The following is a 15,305-nucleotide window of genomic DNA, read 5'->3' as shown; positions in this document are numbered from 1 at the left end:
GGGCGCTTGCCGCCGAATGCAAAGATTAGCCACTGAAGGGGGTAAGAATAGCCCGCCCGGCGGACCGGTCCTTGCATAGGCAAGCCGCCGGTCGCTCGGTATACTCGGGCGCAATACTGCATTTTTCTAAGGATTTCACCCATGAAGCGCCTGATTTCCTCCTTCGCGGCGCTGGTCGCTGTTGCCTGCCTCGTTTCTGCCTGCGGCCAGAAAGGCCCGTTGTATCTGCCTGAAGACGGCGATAACGGCAAAGCGCACAAGGCGCACCAGCACCAGCCCAAAGCCAAGCCGGCCCCGGTACAAGAGCAGCAGCCCGAACTGCAGCCCGAGCCCGAGCAGTCGCCAGCGCAGTAAGGAAACCAGATGAACGCTTTCAACTACCGCGACGGTGAGCTGTTCGCGGAAGGCGTGGCCCTGTCGGCCATCGCCGAGCGCTACGGCACCCCCACCTACGTGTATTCGCGCGCCCACATCGAGGCCCAGTACCGTAGCTACGCCGATGCCCTGCAAGGCACTGAACACTTGGTGTGCTTCGCGGTAAAGGCCAACTCCAACCTGGGCGTACTGAATGTACTGGCGCGCCTGGGCGCAGGTTTCGACATTGTCTCCGGCGGTGAGCTGGAGCGCGTGCTGGCCGCTGGCGGGCGCGCAGACCGCGTGGTCTTCTCCGGCGTCGGTAAAACCCGTGAAGACATGCGCCGCGCCCTGGAAGTTGGCGTGCACTGCTTCAACGTCGAATCCACCGACGAACTGGAGCGCCTGCAAGTAGTGGCCGCTGAAATGGGCAAGGTTGCCCCGGTGTCGCTGCGCGTCAACCCGGACGTCGATGCCGGTACCCACCCTTACATCTCCACAGGCCTCAAAGAAAACAAGTTCGGCATCGCCATCGCCGACGCCGAGGCCATCTACGTGCGTGCCGCGCAGCTGCCGAACCTGGAAGTGGTCGGTGTCGACTGCCACATTGGCTCGCAGCTGACCACCGTGGAGCCGTTCCTCGACGCACTCGACCGCCTGCTGGTACTGGTCGACCGCCTGGCCGAATGCGGTATCCACCTGCGCCACCTGGACTTGGGCGGCGGTGTTGGCGTTCGCTACCGCGACGAACAGCCGCCGCTGGTGGCCGACTACATCAAAGCCATCCGCGAGCGCGTGGGCGAGCGCGACCTGGCCCTGGTGTTCGAGCCGGGCCGCTACATCGTGGCCAACGCTGGCGTGCTGCTGACCCGTGTGGAATACCTCAAGCACACCGAACACAAGGACTTCGCCATCATCGATGCGGCGATGAACGACCTGATTCGGCCGGCCCTGTATCAAGCCTGGATGGGTGTCAGCGCAGTCAAGCCTCGTGCGGGCGAAGGCCGTGCCTACGACCTGGTCGGCCCTATCTGCGAGACCGGCGACTTCCTTGGCAAGGACCGCGTGCTGAACCTGGCCGAAGGTGACTTGCTGGCCGTAGCCTCTGCGGGCGCCTATGGTTTTGTCATGAGTTCCAACTACAACACCCGTGGCCGTTGCGCTGAAATCCTGGTCGACGGCGACCAGGCGTTCGAAGTACGCCGCCGCGAGACCATCGCCGAACTGTACGCTGGCGAAAGCCTGCTGCCGGAGTAAGCCCATGCTGCTGCGTTTTACCAAGATGCATGGGCTGGGCAATGACTTCATGGTCCTCGACCTGGTCAGCCAGCACGCGCATATCCAGCCCAAGCACGCCAAGCAATGGGGTGATCGCCATACCGGCATCGGCTTCGACCAATTGCTGATCGTCGAGGCGCCGAACAACCCGGAAGTGGACTTCCGCTACCGCATCTTCAATGCCGACGGCTCCGAGGTCGAGCAATGTGGCAACGGTGCCCGTTGTTTCGCCCGCTTCGTGCTGGACAAGCGCCTGACTGCGAAAAAGCGCATTCGTGTGGAAACCAAGAGCGGCATCATCGTGCTGGACGTGCAGAACGACGGCCAGGTGAGTGTCGACATGGGCCCGCCGCGCTTCATCCCTGCCGAAATCCCCTTCGTCGCCGACGCACAGGCGCTGAGCTACCCACTGGAAGTCGACGGCCAGCTGCATTCGATTGCCGCCGTGTCCATGGGTAACCCGCACGCCGTGCTGCGTGTCGACGACGTGCGTACTGCCCCCGTGCATGAGCTGGGCCCGAAGATCGAAAACCACCCACGCTTCCCGCAGCGGGTGAATGCCGGCTTCATCCAGGTCATCGACCGCCACCGCGCCAACCTGCGCGTGTGGGAACGCGGCGCGGGCGAAACCCAGGCCTGCGGCACCGGCGCCTGCGCCGCAGCCGTGGCAGCCATCAGTCAGGGCTGGATGGACTCTCCGGTGTCCCTCGACCTGCCCGGCGGGCGCCTGCACATCGAATGGGCCGGCCCCGGCAAGCCCGTACTGATGACCGGCCCGGCCGTACGCGTCTACGAAGGACAGGTTCGTCTCTAAGCGAGTAACCGCCATGACCGATCAGCCCAAGGTTGTACCCAAGCAGTCCACCGAACTCGATGCCGAAGCGGTGGTCGCCTACCTGCGCGCCCACCCCACCTTCTTCGCCGAGCACGACGAGCTGCTGATCGAACAGCACATCCCGCACCAGCGTGGTGACAGCGTGTCGCTGGTGGAGCGCCAGCTCAAGCTGCTGCGTGACCGCAACATCGAAATGCGCCATCGTCTGTCGCAACTGATGGACGTGGCCCGCGACAACGACCGGCTGTTCGACAAGACCCGCCGGCTGATCCTTGACCTGCTGGATGCCGGCAGCCTGGAAGACGTGGTCATGGCGGTCGAAGACAGCCTGCGCCAGGAGTTCCAGGTGCCCTTCGTCAGCTTGATCCTGTTCGGCGACAACGTCGCGCCGGTCGGGCGCTGGGTCAGCAACGCCGAGGCCCAGCAGGCCATCGGCGCCCTGCTGGGCGGCGGCAAGACGGTCAGCGGCAACCTGCGCGAGCACGAGCTGGCCTTCCTGTTCGGCGAGGAACAGCGCCGGGAAGTAGGCTCCAGTGCCGTGGCCACCCTTGAGTACCAGGGGCTGCATGGGGTGCTGGCCATCGGCAGCCGCGACCCGCAACACTACAAGAGCAGCGTCGGCACCCTGTTCCTCGGCTACATCGCCGAAGTACTCGGCCGCGTTGTGCCACGCGTTACCCAGACCCTGCGCTCGGTACGCTGATGGAACGCCAGCTGGAGGCTTATTGCGCACACCTGCGCAACGAGCGCCAGGTATCGGAGCACACCTTGCTGGGCTACCGCCGTGACCTGGACAAGGTCATCGCCTACTGCAAGGAACACGGGATTGCCGACTGGCAGGCGCTGCAGATCCAGCAACTGCGCCAGCTGATCGCCCGCCTGCACCACCATGGCCAGTCTTCGCGCAGCCTGGCGCGGCTACTGTCGGCCGTGCGCGGCCTGTACCGCTACCTCAACCGCGAAGGCCTGTGCCAGCACGACCCAGCCACCGGCCTGAGCGCGCCCAAGGGTGAGCGCCGCTTGCCCAAGGTGCTGGACACCGACCGCGCTCTGCAATTGCTCGATGGCGGCGTCGACGACGACTTCATCGCCCGACGCGACCAGGCGATCCTTGAGCTGTTCTATTCGTCGGGCCTGCGCCTGTCCGAGCTGACCAACCTCGACCTCGATCACCTCGACCTCGCCGCCGGCCTGGTACAGGTACTGGGCAAGGGCGGCAAGGCCCGCGTACTGCCTGTTGGCCGCAAGGCGCGCGAGGCGCTGCAGGCGTGGTACCGCCTGCGCGGCATTGGCAACCCGCGCGACCGCGCGGTGTTCATTACCCGCCAGGGCAACCGCATCAGCCCCCAGGCCGTCCGGCTGCGGGTAAAGGCCGCCGGTGAGCGCGAGCTGGGCCAGCACCTGCACCCGCACATGCTTCGCCATTCCTTCGCCAGCCATGTGCTGGAATCGTCCCAGGACCTGCGTGCGGTGCAAGAGCTGCTCGGCCATGCCGACATCAGCACCACGCAGATCTACACCCACCTGGACTTCCAGCACCTGGCCGCGGTGTATGACAGCGCCCACCCTCGGGCCAAACGCAGCAAGGGCAATGACTCATGAGCATCAAGCTGATCACCTTCGACCTGGACGATACCCTGTGGGACACCGCGCCAGTGATTGCCACTGCCGAAGTCGTGCTGCGCGACTGGCTCGAAGCCAACGCCCCGATCCTTGGCGGCGTGCCGGTGGAGCACCTGTTCGCCATCCGCGAGCGCCTGGTACAAGCCGAGCCCGGCCTCAAGCACCGCATCAGCGCCCTGCGCCGGCGCGTGCTGTTCCATGCCTTGGAAGAGGTCGGCTACAGCGAGAAACATGCGCAGGAACTGGCCAACGAAGGTTTCGAAGTATTCCTGCATGCCCGCCATCAGGTGGAGATCTTCCCCGAAGTGCAACCGGTGCTGGAGATTCTGCGCCACCACTACACCCTGGGCGTGGTCACCAACGGCAACGCCGATGTGAGCCGGCTGGGGCTGGCGGACTACTTCCGCTTTGCCCTGTGCGCTGAGGACCTCGGTATCGGCAAGCCGGACCCGGCGCCGTTTCTGGAAGCCCTACGCCGTGGAGAATCGGAAGCCAGCGCGGCGGTGCACATTGGCGATCACCCCGGCGATGACATCGCTGGCGCCCAGCGCGCCGGTCTGCGTGCGGTATGGTTCAACCCACAGGGTAAGGCATGGGCGGGCGAACAGGCACCGGATGCCGAGATCCAGCGCCTGTCGCAGCTGCCCGACATCCTTTCGCGCTGGCGTTGAAGGCCCGGCCTGCACAGCAACCTGTTCTGAACAACAGGCACAAAAAAGCCCGCAGCGACGGCGGGCTTTTTTGCGATCAGCCACTCAGATAGGGCGGCTGCCGTACTTGTTGTCCGGCTTCTTGGGCGGGTCGGCGACCACGTTGGCCTCGACTTCCTGCACCTTGCCACCGCGCGAAAGGAACTCTTCCATCGCCTTGGCCAGGGCATCACGCTCTTTCTGCTTGGCTTCCATGCTCGGCATCTCGTCTACCGAGACCGCCGCCTTGGATTTGCCCTTGGCAGCGGGTGCCGGGCTGCTGTCGTCATCGCCAGCATCTTCGGCGCCGTCGTCAGCCGCCGCTTCGAGGCCTTCATCAGCCTCGTCTTCGTCGCCTACTTCGAGGTCATCATTTTCCAGATCGTCGTCGCTCATGTTCTACCTCATGACTTGCGAAAAGCAGGTTAGTTATAGACCAGTGCAGCCGTAGACCGGCAACCACCAGTGAAAATTCAACTGGCCGTGGGTTAGGCCACTGCCCTTGGGTCGGCACTCCTGATGGGAGGCGGCACCCAGCAGGCCCTGCTCCTGGCAGGACCTGACAAATCCATTAACCCCTGCTGGCCACACGCTATTGGCAAGCCTAGCAAAGGCTGGCGAAGTGTGTGGACTACACGTCAAACACCCTTCGGCGCGCATTCTAGCGCGCCCGTGGAAAAAGCAAAGCTCCATAAACGCCCTACGACTTGTAAGTTTTTTACCTACGTCGCGAACGTGTCGAATAAACCGTTTGCCGAGCGCGAAATGCTGAAAATCTGACAAAAAAATGCCCGGCAAGCCGGGCAAATTTTTACCGCGTCGCAGTTACAGGTTGTAGCCGCGTTCGTTGTGCTGAGCCAGGTCGAGGCCGACCGACTCTTCTTCTTCGTTGACCCGCAGGCCCATCACCACATCCAGCACCTTGAGGATCACGTAGGTGACGATGGCGGTGTACACCACGGTGAAGATCACGCCCTTGGCCTGGATCCAGACCTGCATGCCGATGTCGGTGACGGTACCGAAGCCGCCCAGTGCAGGGGCTGCGAACACGCCGGTGAGGATGGCACCGATGATGCCGCCGATTCCGTGCACGCCGAAAGCGTCCAGCGAGTCGTCATAGCCCAGCTTGCGCTTGAGGGTGGTGGCGCAGAAGTAGCAGATCACACCCGACGCCAGGCCAATCACCAGAGCGCCCATCGGGCCCACGGTGCCTGCAGCCGGGGTAATGGCGACCAGGCCGGCAACCACACCCGAGGCGATGCCCAGGGCACTGGGTTTACCGTGGCCGATCCACTCGGCGAACATCCAGCCCAGTGCCGCAGCGGCAGTGGCGATCTGGGTGACCAGCATGGCCATGCCGGCGGTGCCGTTGGCCGCAGCGGCGGAGCCTGCGTTGAAGCCGAACCAGCCGATCCACAGCATGGCCGCGCCCATCAGGGTATAGCCCAGGTTGTGCGGGGCCATCGGCGTGGTCGGGTAGCCTTTGCGCTTGCCCAACACCAGGCAGCAGACCAGGCCTGCGATACCGGCGTTGATGTGCACCACGGTGCCGCCAGCGAAGTCCAGCACGCCCCAGTCCCACATCAGTGCGCCGTCACCACTCCACACCATGTGCGCGATAGGCGCATACACCAGGGTGAACCAGATACCCATGAACACCAGCATCGCGGAGAACTTCATGCGCTCGGCGAAGGCACCGACGATCAGCGCCGGGGTGATGATGGCGAAGGTCATCTGGAAGGTGATGAATACCGCTTCAGGGAACAGCGCGGTGGCCGAGGTCAAGTTCTCGGGCGTTACGCCGCTGAGAAAGGCTTTGGAGAAACCGCCAACGAAGGAGTTGAAGTTGAGCACGCCCTTTTCCATACCGGTGGTATCGAAGGCCATGCTGTAGCCGTAAACGACCCAGAGAATGCTCATCAGGCCGGTGATTGCAAAGCACTGCATCATCACCGACAGCACGTTCTTGGAACGCACCATGCCGCCATAGAACAGGGCCAGGCCCGGAATGGTCATGAACAGCACCAGCGCCGTTGCGGTCAGCATCCAGGCGGTATCGCCGGAGTTCAGCGCTGGGGCAGCTTCCTCTGCCAGGGCAAGCCCGGGCATTACGAGGGACAATAGGGCTCCTAGCCCTGCGATCTTACGCAGAGTCATGTTGTTTTCTCCTGGGGCGTTGGGTTTGGTGAGGCTTTTTTGCTGCTTAGATCGCGTCGGTATCGGTTTCGCCGGTACGGATACGGATTGCCTGCTCCAGATTCACCACGAAAATCTTGCCGTCACCGATCTTGCCGGTGTTGGCTGCCTTGGTGATGGCTTCGATTACCCGATCAAGGTCCTTGTCATCGATGGCGACATCGATCTTCACCTTGGGCAGGAAATCGACCACATATTCAGCACCGCGATACAGCTCGGTGTGGCCCTTCTGCCGACCGAAGCCTTTGACTTCGGTGACGGTGATGCCCTGCACGCCGATTTCCGACAGCGACTCGCGCACGTCGTCCAGCTTGAACGGCTTGATGATGGCTGTGACTAGCTTCATGAAACTCTCTCCCGATTTGGTGGACTTGCCCCAGGAAAACAAACCCGTCTCAAGTCTAAGCGCAGCGCTTGGCTTTGTAACGCGTCGTCGGTATCCGGCTCCGCGTGCGCACTGCCCGGTCACAAGGAACTGCATCAGTGCATGGCTCGTTCAGGTCTTTGCAGAAACCTTGCCAGTTCCGGCAAAGCACCGGAAAACAGTGGGTTATGTGAAACAGTCGGGATTGGCCAGTCGCCAGTATGGAAAACATGCACAATATCGGTGCGCGCTGGCAGGGCGTACTGCGCGAAAAATGTGCAGGGGGAGCGAGCCTGAGTGGCTGAATGGCCCGTGCTACACTGCCGACCACTTTCAGTTTCAGTGGACCGCCTCATGCTCGCGCCAAAAGCCCTTCTCGATGCCCTGAGCGATCAAGCCTCGCGCCTGTTCAGCAACGATACCGCCCAGCCCCGTGCAGAACTGGAAAGCCAGTTCAAGGTGCTGATGCAAGGTGCCTTCAGCAAGCTGGACTTGGTCAGCCGCGACGAATTCGACAGCCAGATGGTCGTGCTGGCGCGCACCCGCGCGCGCCTGGAAGCACTGGAAAAACAAGTAGCCGAGCTGGAAGCACGGCTGAACCCACAAGGTGAGTGAATGCAGCCCTCCAGCGCATACCCGGTACTGCTGTTTTCCTACGGCACATTGCAGGACAAAGCCGTGCAACTGGCCAACTTCGGCCGTGAGCTGAGCGGCCAGGCCGACCGTATGCTTGGCTACCGCCAGGACTGGGTCGAGATCACCGACCCGGGCGTACTGGCCGCCAGCGGCAAGCCCCATCACCCCATCGTTTCCCCCAGCAGCCAGGCCGACGACAGCGTGGCCGGGATGGTCTTCCAGATCAGCGAAGAAGAGCTGGCGGCGGCGGACCGCTATGAAGTCGCCGACTACAAGCGCGTCGCCGTCACCCTCGCCTCGGGCCTGACTGCCTGGGTTTATGTGCGCGCCTGAATCCCTCGGGCGCGGGTTGTTACACGGAGCGTTTCCCCATGAAAGTCAGCGCACGCAATGTTTTCGAAGGCAAAGTCACCCAAGTTCAGCCCGGTGCGGTCAATGCCGAAGTCGAGCTGACCCTCGGTGGTGGTGAAAAACTGGTGGCAGTGGTCACCATGGCCAGCCTGCATAACCTCAACATCAATGTCGGTAAAGACGCCGTGGCGCTGGTCAAGGCGCCTTGGGTGGTGCTGCTGACTGACGCTGCCGGTTACAAGCTGTCGGCCCGTAATGCCCTGGAAGGTGAAGTGGTACGGGTTGGCGATGGTGCTGTGAACGCCGAGGTAGTGCTGAAGCTGGCCGGTGGCACCGAGGTGTATGCCATCGTCACCCGCGAAGCCGTGCAGGAGCTGGGGCTGGCGCCAGGCGTGAAGGCCACCGCGCTGATCAAGGCCTCGCACATCATCCTTGGCGCCAAGCCCTGAATGAGAGGGGGCTGCTTTGCAGCCCCGGTCTAATTCATACAGGCCTGTTTCGGTGGCAACTCGCTGGCATGCAAGGTGCCGCGGAACAATGCCGCGCCACACTGGGTAAACAACGTCTTCACCCGGTTGTGCGAATTGAGGATCTCGGCCTGGATATCCTCGATGGCCGTATCCCCCGGCTGTAATCTGGCCGCCCGGTTGGCCCATTCGATGGCGGCAAAGCGGCTCTGCTTGCGGGTGCCGCGGCCCTGCATCCACGCCAGCCCCAGTTCGGCGCTGGCACGCCCGGCAATCCAAGGGTCCGGGTACTCCACCAGGCTCAGCAGGTAGGTAACTGCCTCGGCTCGCTCCTGTGCTTCACCAAACTGACGCAACAAAATCCCCAGGTGCAAACGTGCACGGGCATTGGTCTGCGCATTGCCCAGCGCGTCGACCAGCAGCTGCCTGACGGCCAGCATGGCACTGCGCTCACTCAGGTCCTCATCGCCATCCATGCGCAGGCAGGCCAGGTTGTACTTGGCCTGCCGGCTGCCCGCTTCCACCGCGCGCTGCAGCCAGTACTCGGCTGCCTCATCATCCAGGTAATGCGCCGGTGTGTTGGCCAAGCCGCCATTGTGCAGCTCGTACAGGCCCAGGGCGGCCCCAGGCAGGTTCAGTTCGGCGCAGCGTTCATACAGGTAGCAGGCCACTTCATGCCGGTTGGCTGCCCACAGCAACTTCGCCACCTCGAGCACCTCGAGCCCCGGTGCCTGACCCGCGCACTGGCGTTTCACCGCCCGCTGCGACCAAAGCCTTGCCTGCTCGACCGAGCGTGGCAGCCCCCACAGCCCGAACCGGTGCCCGGCAGCGCGCAATGCACAGGCGCCCGCATGGGAGCGGCCTTCACACAGCCGCTCGATGGCGCTGCGCAACAGGTGTTTCTCATCCGTCATGCCTTTGCGCAGTATCAGTTCGACCAGGCAGCGAAATGGCTCGCCCATGGCACGGACGGCGCCGTGGTCGGTATTGCACGCAAAGCTTGCGGCAAAATCGCGCATTGCGCCGGCATGGTCTTGCACTGCACGGCTGCGCAGCGCCCCCCGCCAGGCCAGCACGACCGCGCTTTCTCGGGGCCTTTTCGGGCGTTGTGACCAGCTTTCGAACACCGGCTGCCATTCGGCGACGGCCTGCAACGGGTTGGCATGCGGCAGCATCAGCCTGCATTCGACGGCCATCCAGCGCAGCGCATTGCGCAAGCTTTCGTCCCAGGTTGAACACAACGGGCCATTGGCCAAAAGCTCAAGCGCATCGAAACTGCCACCCCAGCGGGGCTGCAGGTAAACGGCAATGGCCTGAATCGCTTCGAAGCATCCAGGGCGAGCGACCAGTGCATGGCGCAGCCAGTAATAGCGGGGGTCTTCGTTTTCATGATCGACCCGCCTGCCCAGGCAAGGCGGCAACGCCTGTGGCAGCTCAGCCAGGGGGAATACCCCATGCTTCACCAGCAAGGGCGCTGCGGCTTCCTGCACTTCCACATCAGCATGGGCACTGGGCCTGTAACGCGCTGGATGCCCCTGAAACAGTTCGATCAACCAGCCAGGCTCGCGCAGCTGCGCACTGATACGCAGCATGCCAATGGCCGCGGCCACGGGTTGTGCAGACCGGTCCATTGCACGCAACAGGTGCGCGGTTGCGGTTTCACACATTTGCTCGACGGCCAGCACGCGGGCAGCGTTGCGTTGGCCGCCCCCCTGCACCTGGCAGGCTCGGTGGAAGCAATGCATGCCCATGACCACTTGTGGGTGGTACGCCTTGGGGCAGGCGTCAATCCAGGCTTTGAGCGCTTGGCTCAGGGCCCTGTCACCCTGGTTTTCCAGGTCGACCAGCATGTGCCCTTCGATGGCAGCCAGGTAGGCCGGGAACTCGCCGAACGGGGCTTGGCGCCACCGTGCCTCAAGGCTGTCGAAAAAGCGGTTGAGTTCAACGAATGCACTGGCCTGTACCAGTTCGCGGATTACCTGGCGCGTGCGGGTAAGCGTTTGCACGGCGCAATACCTCAAGTCCATTTGAAAAAAGACGCGGTGCCATCCCATGGCAACTGCAATTGCCCAACAACACTAAGCCATACCTGGCGACTGCGCAAAGTCTATTGGATCCACTTTTGCCGGACGGCATCGAAACACAGGGAAAAACACTGCCCTGAAATACCAGGACGCATAGTTGTTGCGCCTGCCGTGGCAGTGCTGGCTATCCTTTGCACCTGCCGCAGGAAGCGGCCCTTTCCAGTGACAACGGAGTGTCCATGTCCCTAGCACTCGTCCACAGCCGCGCCCAAGTGGGCGTGCAGGCTCCAGCAGTCAGTGTCGAAACCCACCTGGCCAATGGCTTGCCCCATCTCACCCTAGTCGGCCTGCCGGAAACCACGGTCAAGGAAAGCAAGGACCGGGTGCGCAGTGCCATCGTCAATTCCGGGCTGAACTACCCGCAGCGTCGCATTACCCAAAACCTCGCGCCCGCCGACCTGCCCAAGGATGGCGGGCGTTACGACCTGGCCATTGCCTTGGGCATCCTCGCCGCCGACGGCCAGGTGCCGGTTGCCGCCCTTACCGAGGTCGAGTGCCTGGGCGAACTGGCGCTGTCTGGCAAACTGCGCCCGGTGCAGGGTGTGCTGCCGGCGGCACTGGCGGCGCGCGAGGCAGGCCGGGCACTGGTAGTACCACGGGAGAATGCCGAGGAAGCCAGCCTGGCAGGCGGGCTGGTGGTGTATGCGGTGGGGCACCTGTTGGAGCTGGTCGCCCACCTGAATGGCCAGGTGCCGCTGCCGCCGTATGCTGCCAACGGCCTGATCCTGCAGCAACGGCCTTACCCGGACCTGAGTGAAGTGCAGGGGCAGCTGGCGGCCAAGCGTGCCCTGTTGCTGGCGGCCGCCGGGGCACACAACCTGCTGTTCACCGGGCCTCCCGGCACCGGTAAAACGTTGCTTGCCAGCCGCTTGCCGGGGCTGCTGCCGCCGCTGGACGAGCACGAGGCGCTCGAAGTGGCGGCAATCCAGTCAATCAGCGGGCATGCACCGCTGAACAGCTGGCCGCAGCGGCCGTTCCGCCACCCTCATCACTCCGCCTCCGGCCCGGCGCTGGTCGGGGGCAGCAGCCGACCGCAACCAGGCGAAATAACCCTGGCCCATCACGGCGTACTGTTTCTGGATGAGCTGCCAGAGTTCGAGCGGCGCGTGCTGGAGGTGCTGCGCGAGCCGCTCGAGTCGGGCGAAATCGTGATTGCCCGGGCCCGCGACAAGGTGCGCTTCCCAGCGCGCTTCCAACTGGTGGCGGCGATGAACCCGTGCCCTTGCGGCTACCTGGGCGACCCCACCGGCCGCTGCCGCTGCAGCACCGAGCAGATCGCACGGTATCGCAACAAGCTGTCCGGGCCACTGCTGGACCGCATCGACCTGCACCTGACCGTGGCCCGCGAGAGCACCACGCTGAACAACCAACCCTGCGGTGAGCCCAGTGCCGATGTGGCGGCCAAAGTGGCCCAGGCGCGCGCGGTGCAGCACAAGCGGCAAGGGTGTGCGAATGCTTTTCTCGATCTCGAGGGCTTGCGCCGCCACTGCGGGTTGGCGCCGGCGGACCAGGCCTGGCTGGAAGGGGCCTGCGAGCGGCTGACCTTGTCGTTGCGATCGGCACACCGGTTGTTGAAAGTGGCGCGGACACTGGCGGACCTGGAGTGTTGTGAGACGATTGGCCGGCCGCATCTGGCCGAGGCCCTGCAATACCGACCAGGGAGCGGTTAGATTCGCCTTGTGCGGCCCATGGCTGCTCGCCAATTGATCGCTGGCCACCGCTATCGTCTCTTTTATCAGGACAATGTTTCTCCCTGGTAGCAGATTGTCTGCCCCCACTCCAAGCCCCAGAATCGTCGGCCAAACTGTTCAAACGCTGCCCCGGCAGCTCATGGAGTACGAGCCAATGCCACACGAAGGCAGCCTTCTGCAAACCGCGGTGATTTTCCTGCTTGCCGCCGTCCTCGCTGTCCCGCTGGCCAAGCGCCTGCAACTGGGTGCCGTGCTCGGTTACCTGCTGGCCGGCGTGGTCATCGGCCCGCAAGCGCTGGGTTTGATCCGCGACACCGAAAGCGTGGCGCACATTTCCGAGCTGGGGGTGGTGCTGCTGCTGTTCATCATCGGCCTGGAACTGTCGCCCAAGCGCTTGTGGCTGATGCGCAAGTCGGTGTTCGGTGTCGGTACTGCCCAGGTGCTGCTGACCGGCGCGCTGATCGGTGCCATCGCCCTGTTCGGCTTCAGCCAGACACTGCCGGCTGCCATCGTGCTCGGCCTGGGCCTGGCGCTATCGTCCACCGCCCTTGGCCTGCAGAGCCTGGCTGAGAGCAAGCAGCTCAACGCCCCGCACGGCCGCCTGGCATTCGCCATCCTGTTGTTCCAGGACATCGCCGCCATACCGCTTATCGCCCTGGTGCCGCTGCTGGCCGCCAGTGGCCCGGACACCAGTCACGGCGACAGCCTGCAACACGGCCTCAAGGTGTTCGCCAGCATCGCCGTGGTGATCATCGGCGGCCGCTACCTGCTGCGCCCGGTGTTCCGCACCGTGGCCCGCACCGGCCTGCCGGAAGTGTCCACCGCCACCGCGCTGCTGGTGGTGATCGGCACGGCCTGGCTGATGGAAGAAGCCGGCATTTCCATGGCCCTTGGCGCCTTCCTCGCCGGCCTGCTGCTGGCCGATTCGGAATATCGCCACGAGCTGGAATCGCAGATCGAGCCGTTCAAGGGCCTGCTGCTGGGGCTGTTCTTCATCAGCGTGGGCATGGGCGCCAACCTTCGCCTGCTGCTGGACATGCCGCTGGTGGTGCTGGGCCTGACCCTGCTGCTGGTGGCGGTAAAGCTGGTGCTGCTGATAGGCGTCGGCCGCCTGGTTGGTGGCCTGAACAGCGCCAGCGCCCTGCGCCTGGGCATGGTGCTGGCGGCGGGTGGCGAGTTCGCCTTCGTGGTGTTCAAGCTGGGCAAGGACCAGGGCCTGTTCGACACCCAGACCTACGACCTGCTGCTGATGACCATCACCCTGTCGATGGCCATTACCCCGCTGCTGATGCTGGGCTGCACCCGCGCCCTCAAACGCCCGCAACCGGCGCGTGAAGTGCCCGAGCAGTACAAGCAGATCCAGACGGATACGCCGCGGGTGGTGATCGTCGGCATGGGCCGCATGGGCCAGATCGTCGCGCGCATCCTGCGTGCGCAGAAGATCCCGTTCATTGCCCTGGAAACCTCGGTGGACACCATCGAGATGACCCGCATGTTCGAACAGGTGCCGGTGTTCTACGGCGACCCCCTGCGCCCCGAGGTGCTGCACGCCGCCAAGGTGGGTGAAGCGGAGTACTTCATCATCACCATCGATGACCCTGAAGCTGCCATTCATACCGCCGAACGGGTGAAACGCCTGTACCCACACCTTAAAGTGCTCGCCCGGGCACGTAACCGCCAGCATGTGCACAAGTTGGTGGATGCAGGCGCCGAGCCGATTCGCGAGACGTTCTACTCCAGCCTGGAAATGACCCGCCGGGCGCTGGTGGGGTTGGGCTTGAGCGATGAACAGGCGGCGGACCGTATTGCGCGGTTTACCCAACATGACGAAGAAGTGCTGGTGGCCCAGGGGCATGTGCGCGATGACCGGGCCAAGGTGATGCAGACGGCCAAGGAGGCGCGGGTGGAGCTGGCGCGGTTGTTTGATTCGGATGGGGATTGAGGGCCTTTGTCGTACGCCTTGAGGGTTGTGGCGCCATTACGCGCACCCAAGAAACCATCACGGAATCGTCCGATTCTCAGCAAGATCCTACTTCCCGACCAACCATTTCCTACGTTACCGCCGATCCCGAGGATTTATCCTACACCCCGTGTCGACGCCCGTCTGATTGTCCGGGGAAGGCCTGCTCTCTAGGCTGACCGGGTCGCTGTCGGTTCAGCGATCGGGTGTGGAAACCCGGCAGGTAATCGGAACAGCTGTCGTCATGGCAGTTGCACGCGGGAGGCCGTATGGCCTGCCGGGGTTCCGATAGCCCGGCTTTCCACCCCGCGTGCAGCCGCCACCCTTCGCGTGGAAACGGATGGTGCCGGCCAACCTCTATCGGAGTTTGGCTATGAAAAAGATTGTTCCCGATCCACCCCTCCCCAACACCACACAACGCCCTTTCAGCCGCTGCGATGCCGGCCATCCCCCATTGTTCACCGTAAACCCCGGCGTCTCAGCCCACGACGCCCTGGTACATGTCGCCCAGTACCTGCGCGGTGCCTACGACTGTGGCTACAAAGCCCTGGAGCATCTGGATGAGACAGGCAAAAGCCTGTTCTGGAGCAACCTAAACTCACTCGAAATGGCAGAAGGGCTGGTTGAGGCACTGCTGGATGGGATTGAGTCACAGCCAATGAATTGATGCCGCCTGTACCGGCCCTTTCGCGGGTGAACCCGCGAAGAGGCCAGCACAGCAAACAAAAAAGGCCGGCCCCCTATAGAGAGAGCCGGCCTTTGTGCGTGCTGCTATCG

Annotated in this window: 16 protein-coding genes; 12 read left to right on the top strand and 4 right to left on the bottom strand. The window is 63.5% G+C overall.

All coding sequences use genetic code 11. The features are described 5' to 3' along the window. Positions 1 to 141: 141 nt before the first annotated feature. Genes lptM through DM807_RS13890 form a run of 6 tightly spaced genes read left to right on the top strand, consistent with a single transcriptional unit; the run spans position 142 to position 4,761 of the window. Positions 142 to 354, top strand: a complete 213-nt coding sequence (lptM, locus tag DM807_RS13915) for an LPS translocon maturation chaperone LptM (RefSeq protein ID WP_012274778.1) — start codon at positions 142 to 144, stop codon at positions 352 to 354. A 9-nt stretch (positions 355 to 363) separates the two neighbouring features. Next, positions 364 to 1,611, top strand: coding sequence for a diaminopimelate decarboxylase (gene lysA / locus DM807_RS13910; protein ID WP_012274779.1), 1,248 nt, complete (start codon positions 364 to 366; stop codon positions 1,609 to 1,611). Positions 1,612 to 1,615: 4 nt separating this feature from the next. Continuing rightward, a complete protein-coding gene (gene dapF, locus DM807_RS13905) occupies positions 1,616 to 2,446 on the top strand; it encodes a diaminopimelate epimerase (RefSeq protein WP_012274780.1) in 831 nt (276 codons plus the stop codon). A 13-nt stretch (positions 2,447 to 2,459) separates the two neighbouring features. After that, entirely contained in the window at positions 2,460 to 3,170 is a 711-nt protein-coding gene (locus DM807_RS13900) for a DUF484 family protein (RefSeq protein ID WP_012274781.1), read from the top strand. Then, entirely contained in the window at positions 3,170 to 4,069 is a 900-nt protein-coding gene (gene xerC, locus DM807_RS13895; protein WP_012274782.1) for a tyrosine recombinase XerC, read from the top strand. Before DM807_RS13900 ends, xerC begins: the two co-directional genes overlap by 1 nt. Beyond that, entirely contained in the window at positions 4,066 to 4,761 is a 696-nt protein-coding gene (locus DM807_RS13890; protein ID WP_012274783.1) for an HAD family hydrolase, read from the top strand. Before xerC ends, DM807_RS13890 begins: the two co-directional genes overlap by 4 nt. A gap of 84 nt (positions 4,762 to 4,845) precedes the next feature. Here DM807_RS13890 and sutA read toward each other — a convergent pair whose 3' ends face one another. The 3 genes from sutA to glnK all read right to left on the bottom strand — a co-directional run bounded on the left by sutA (position 4,846) and on the right by glnK (position 7,321). Next, positions 4,846 to 5,175: a transcriptional regulator SutA gene (sutA, locus tag DM807_RS13885; protein WP_011536349.1), complete on the bottom strand. Its 330-nt coding sequence runs from the start codon at positions 5,173 to 5,175 to the stop codon at positions 4,846 to 4,848. A gap of 429 nt (positions 5,176 to 5,604) precedes the next feature. After that, positions 5,605 to 6,936 (bottom strand): ammonium transporter, encoded by a 1,332-nt coding sequence (locus DM807_RS13880; RefSeq protein WP_016712640.1) that lies wholly within the window; start codon positions 6,934 to 6,936, stop codon positions 5,605 to 5,607. A 46-nt stretch (positions 6,937 to 6,982) separates the two neighbouring features. Next, positions 6,983 to 7,321 carry a P-II family nitrogen regulator gene (glnK, locus tag DM807_RS13875; protein WP_002555808.1) on the bottom strand — a complete coding sequence of 113 codons (339 nt, stop codon included), beginning with the start codon at positions 7,319 to 7,321 and terminating at the stop codon, positions 6,983 to 6,985. 372 nt (positions 7,322 to 7,693) lie between these two features. On the opposite strand from glnK, the gene DM807_RS13870 reads away from it, so the two are divergent. Genes DM807_RS13870 through DM807_RS13860 form a run of 3 tightly spaced genes read left to right on the top strand, consistent with a single transcriptional unit; the run spans position 7,694 to position 8,775 of the window. Then, positions 7,694 to 7,954, top strand: a complete 261-nt coding sequence (locus DM807_RS13870; protein WP_041166618.1) for an accessory factor UbiK family protein — start codon at positions 7,694 to 7,696, stop codon at positions 7,952 to 7,954. Continuing rightward, positions 7,955 to 8,308 (top strand): gamma-glutamylcyclotransferase family protein, encoded by a 354-nt coding sequence (locus DM807_RS13865; protein WP_060493196.1) that lies wholly within the window; start codon positions 7,955 to 7,957, stop codon positions 8,306 to 8,308. Between the two features lie 38 nt (positions 8,309 to 8,346). Beyond that, a complete protein-coding gene (locus DM807_RS13860; RefSeq protein ID WP_012274787.1) occupies positions 8,347 to 8,775 on the top strand; it encodes a TOBE domain-containing protein in 429 nt (142 codons plus the stop codon). 29 nt (positions 8,776 to 8,804) lie between these two features. Here DM807_RS13860 and DM807_RS13855 read toward each other — a convergent pair whose 3' ends face one another. Further along, positions 8,805 to 10,799 carry a DUF4034 domain-containing protein gene (locus DM807_RS13855; protein WP_179027468.1) on the bottom strand — a complete coding sequence of 665 codons (1,995 nt, stop codon included), beginning with the start codon at positions 10,797 to 10,799 and terminating at the stop codon, positions 8,805 to 8,807. 215 nt (positions 10,800 to 11,014) lie between these two features. On the opposite strand from DM807_RS13855, the gene DM807_RS13850 reads away from it, so the two are divergent. The 3 genes from DM807_RS13850 (at position 11,015) to DM807_RS13840 (ending at position 15,195) form a co-directional block, all read left to right on the top strand. Further along, a complete protein-coding gene (locus tag DM807_RS13850) occupies positions 11,015 to 12,547 on the top strand; it encodes a YifB family Mg chelatase-like AAA ATPase (RefSeq protein WP_256098736.1) in 1,533 nt (510 codons plus the stop codon). A 175-nt stretch (positions 12,548 to 12,722) separates the two neighbouring features. Continuing rightward, complete coding sequence (locus DM807_RS13845; RefSeq protein WP_179027467.1) at positions 12,723 to 14,510, top strand: monovalent cation:proton antiporter-2 (CPA2) family protein; 1,788 nt, start codon at positions 12,723 to 12,725, stop codon at positions 14,508 to 14,510. Between the two features lie 391 nt (positions 14,511 to 14,901). After that, complete coding sequence (locus tag DM807_RS13840; protein ID WP_012274791.1) at positions 14,902 to 15,195, top strand: hypothetical protein; 294 nt, start codon at positions 14,902 to 14,904, stop codon at positions 15,193 to 15,195. The last annotated feature ends 110 nt before the right edge of the window (positions 15,196 to 15,305 follow it).

Origin of the sequence: Pseudomonas hunanensis (genome assembly GCF_013393325.1) — a bacterium.
In the GTDB taxonomy this organism is placed as follows: domain Bacteria; phylum Pseudomonadota; class Gammaproteobacteria; order Pseudomonadales; family Pseudomonadaceae; genus Aquipseudomonas; species Aquipseudomonas putida_P.
This window is presented reverse-complemented; position numbering and strand designations above follow the sequence as displayed.